3 protein-coding genes and 1 pseudogene are annotated in these 3,558 nt (G+C 63.7%); 3 read left to right on the top strand and 1 reads right to left on the bottom strand.

The annotated features are described in order from the left end of the window. A pseudogene (locus tag A2J01_RS28195) lies at nt 1-428 on the bottom strand (PucR family transcriptional regulator); the annotation flags it as partial. An 82-nt stretch (nt 429-510) separates the two neighbouring features. Between A2J01_RS28195 and A2J01_RS28190 the strand changes: the two are divergent. The 3 genes from A2J01_RS28190 to groL all read left to right on the top strand — a co-directional run. After that, a complete protein-coding gene (locus tag A2J01_RS28190) occupies nt 511-1,296 on the top strand; it encodes an HAD-IIA family hydrolase (RefSeq protein ID WP_003941506.1) in 786 nt (261 codons plus the stop codon). Between the two features lie 80 nt (nt 1,297-1,376). After that, nucleotides 1,377-1,934, top strand: a complete 558-nt coding sequence (locus A2J01_RS28185) for a DUF6764 family protein (RefSeq protein ID WP_039973364.1) — start codon at nt 1,377-1,379, stop codon at nt 1,932-1,934. A gap of 273 nt (nt 1,935-2,207) precedes the next feature. Next, nucleotides 2,208-3,558, top strand: a 1,351-nt coding sequence (groL, locus tag A2J01_RS28180; protein WP_064114049.1) for a chaperonin GroEL, incomplete at its 3' end; no start/stop codon positions are given.

Below are 3,558 nucleotides of genomic sequence, written 5' to 3'. Positions count from 1 at the left end.
GTGCTGTCGACCCGGTCACGCTCCGAGGCGATTCTCTCGGCCACGACAGATACCGCGGAACGAAGTATCGATTCCTGTGTGGGCGTCGGTGTTCCGGCCAGTGCGACCCAGATCGAGCCGACGGGGTGATCGTTCTCGCGAACTGCGATAACCAGTCGCGGCGTGATCGCGGGGTCTTCGAGGTCGACGTAGATGGGATCGCTCTCTCGGTGAAGCCGATCGAATACTCCTGCATCGGAGAGTAATTGGCGGAATCGGCTGGGTACCTGCCGACCGAGGATCGTGCCGATGCGAGCTTCGTCTACGGCCTGCTCGCCGCCGGAGTACGCGAGAACCGTCGAGTTCTCGTCCTCGATCGTGACGGGAGCGCCGAGCAATTCGGCCAGAGAACCGGCAACGGAGAAGAGGTCGTCGTCGCGCAGGTCCATGGGTGGGAGCCTACTGAGCGATGGACGGATTTCGGGTTTCGACGCCTCGGCAGGACCTCGATGGCGAATATAGGCTGGTGCAATGGCCGACATCGAAGGTGTTCTGTTCGATATCGACGGAGTCCTGCTCACGTCCTGGCAGCCGATCGAGGGAGCAGGGGAAGCAGTACGCGAAGTTCGGCGGCGCGGATTGGCCTGTGGGTTCCTGACCAACACCACCTCGCGCAGTTCGACACTCATCGCGCAGGGGTTGTGCGACGCCGGTATCGAGGTGGAGGCGAGCCAGATAGTTACTGCCGCCAGGCTCACGGGGGAGTACGTGCGGGCGACGTACCCGGACGCGAGGGCGTGGGTACTCAATCACGGTGACGTGTCCGCCGATCTCGAGGGAATCGAGTTCGACGACGCCGATCCCGAGGTCGTGATTCTCGGCGGCGCCGGCCCGGAGTTCACCCACGAGGCGCTGAGCCGAGTGCTCGAACTACTGCTCGCCGGAGTGCCCGTCGTCGCGATGCACCGCGGGATGATGTGGGAGACCGTAGACGGCCTTCGGATCGACACCGGAACGTACTTGCCCGGCTTCGAGGAAGTGGCGGGTGTAAACATCGCCGCAGTGGGTAAACCGTCTCTCACGGGGTTCCTGACAGCCACGGAGTTGATGCATGTCGAACCTGAGGCGACGGTGATGGTCGGCGACGATCTGATCGGGGACGTCCTCTCCTCGCAGCGGGTCGGCCTGACCGGAGTTCTGGTGCGCACAGGCAAGTTTCGGCAAACAGTGCTCGACCTCTCGGTTCAGAAGCCCGATCATGTCATCGATTCGGTCGCGGATCTCCCGGCCCTTCTCGGGGTCGTCCTCGAGGCTTGACCAGGCGGGGGTGACGGACTTCACTCGAGCGGGTACTCTCGCGCCCGAATCCAATGAACTTGTTCCACGAAGGAGTTTTTATGCCCTTGATCTCGTCAGTCTGGTTCCGTCGCTCATACTCTCGAGTCAGCGGAATTTCCAGTAGTCGGTTGGGGGGCCGCCTGGCGAGAACAGGGGCTGTGATGACTGTAGGTATGGGGCTCGCCGCCGGGCTGGCGCTGACCGGTGCGGGAGCTGCTTCCGCCGCGCCCGTCGCGTGTGTCTCGCCGCCGTCGGCAAATGACATCCAGGTCTCCGAGACCGCGAGCTGCGGCGCGCAGTCCGTCGGAGCCGGCCGCGCGCAGGCCGGTGCCGCCGAGAGCGGTACGGCAGTGAGCGTCGCCGCCGACAACGGCTACTCCAATTCATATGCCAACGGCTTCGGAACCGCGCTGGGCGCGTCTCGCGGTAACGGTCAGGCGCAGGCATTCGCGCTCGGCGGCGGTATCGCGCGGGCCGGGGCGGCTGACGGAAATGTCACCTTCGCCATCGCCGGTTACGGGGCGGGCGCTACAGCCGATGCCAATGGCGTCGACTGCGTCGGAGTGCTCTCGTTCGCGGTCAATTTGAGTAACGGACAGTTCTGCATCGCGGGCTGAGGCTCAACCTTGCACTCGGCACGCTCGAGTGCTAAAAATGCAGTTGGCACTCGCGAACCGTGAGTGCCAGGTCGAGGCAGTGAGACCGGGAACCATAGACACCCCCGGTCGTCCGTCGCGGGCACTGACTAGACCACAGGCGTAGATGGGTGACCAGGCAAATCGGTCGCCCGTGTAATGAGGTGACCGGTCAAACGGTCGCCTTGTGCCGATGAGGTGACCCGACGAGCGGTCACCTTGTGTGTCACCCCCTATCCGGAGGATCACTTCGCAATGGCAAAGATCATCGCGTTCGACGAAGAGGCACGTCGTGGCCTCGAGCGAGGCCTCAACGCCCTCGCCGACGCTGTCAAGGTGACGTTGGGCCCCAAGGGTCGCAACGTCGTTCTCGAAAAGAAGTGGGGCGCCCCCACGATCACCAACGATGGTGTTTCCATCGCCAAGGAGATCGAACTCGACGACCCGTACGAGAAGATCGGCGCCGAGCTCGTCAAGGAGGTCGCCAAGAAGACTGACGACGTCGCTGGCGACGGCACCACCACCGCTACCGTTCTCGCACAGGCACTGGTCCGTGAAGGTCTGCGCAACGTCGCAGCCGGCGCGAACCCGCTCGGCCTCAAGCGCGGCATCGAGAAGGCTGTCGAGGCTGTCACAGCTCGCCTGCTCGAGACCGCCAAGGAGATCGACACCAAGGAGCAGATCGCTGCTACCGCCGGTATTTCCGCCGGCGACCCGTCCATCGGTGAGCTCATCGCCGAGGCTATGGACAAGGTCGGCAAGGAAGGCGTCATCACGGTCGAGGAGTCCAACACCTTCGGCCTGCAGCTCGAGCTCACCGAGGGCATGCGCTTCGACAAGGGCTACATCTCGGCGTACTTCGCCACCGATGCAGAGCGTCAGGAAGCCGTCCTCGAAGACGCGTACATCCTGCTCGTCAGCTCCAAGATCTCCACGGTCAAGGACCTGCTGCCCCTGCTGGAGAAGGTCATCCAGTCCGGCAAGCCGCTCCTGATCATCGCCGAGGACGTCGAGGGCGAAGCTCTCTCCACCCTCGTGGTCAACAAGATCCGTGGCACCTTCAAGTCTGTTGCCGTCAAGGCTCCCGGCTTCGGTGACCGTCGTAAGGCTCAGCTCGCCGACATCGCCATCCTCACCGGTGGCGAGGTCATCAGCGAAGAGGTCGGACTCTCCTTGGAGACCGCAGGCCTCGAGCTCCTCGGCCAGGCACGCAAGGTCGTCATCACCAAGGACGAGACCACCATCGTCGAGGGTGCCGGCGACGCCGACGCAATCGCCGGTCGTGTCAGCCAGATCCGCGCCGAGATCGAGAACAGCGACTCGGATTACGACCGTGAGAAGCTGCAGGAACGTCTGGCCAAGCTGGCCGGCGGCGTTGCAGTCATCAAGGCAGGCGCTGCTACCGAGGTCGAGCTCAAGGAGCGCAAGCACCGCATCGAAGATGCAGTGCGTAACGCAAAGGCAGCCGTCGAAGAGGGCATCGTCGCCGGTGGTGGCGTTGCACTTCTCCAGGCAGCTCCCGCACTGGACGACCTCAAGCTCGAAGGTGACGAGGCAACCGGCGCGAACATCGTTCGCGTTGCACTGTCCGCTCCGCTCAAGCAGA

It is taken from the genome of Rhodococcus sp. EPR-134 (assembly GCF_001647205.1).
Lineage (GTDB): Bacteria > Actinomycetota > Actinomycetes > Mycobacteriales > Mycobacteriaceae > Rhodococcus_F > Rhodococcus_F qingshengii.
This window is presented reverse-complemented; position numbering and strand designations above follow the sequence as displayed.

Excerpts from the sequence above, each read along its gene's own strand:
- A2J01_RS28190 (WP_003941506.1), top strand. The coding sequence starts at position 511 with ATGGCCGACATCGAAGGTGTTCTGTTCGATATCGACGGAGTCCTGCTC.
- A2J01_RS28185 (WP_039973364.1), top strand. The coding sequence starts at position 1,377 with ATGCCCTTGATCTCGTCAGTCTGGTTCCGTCGCTCATACTCTCGAGTC.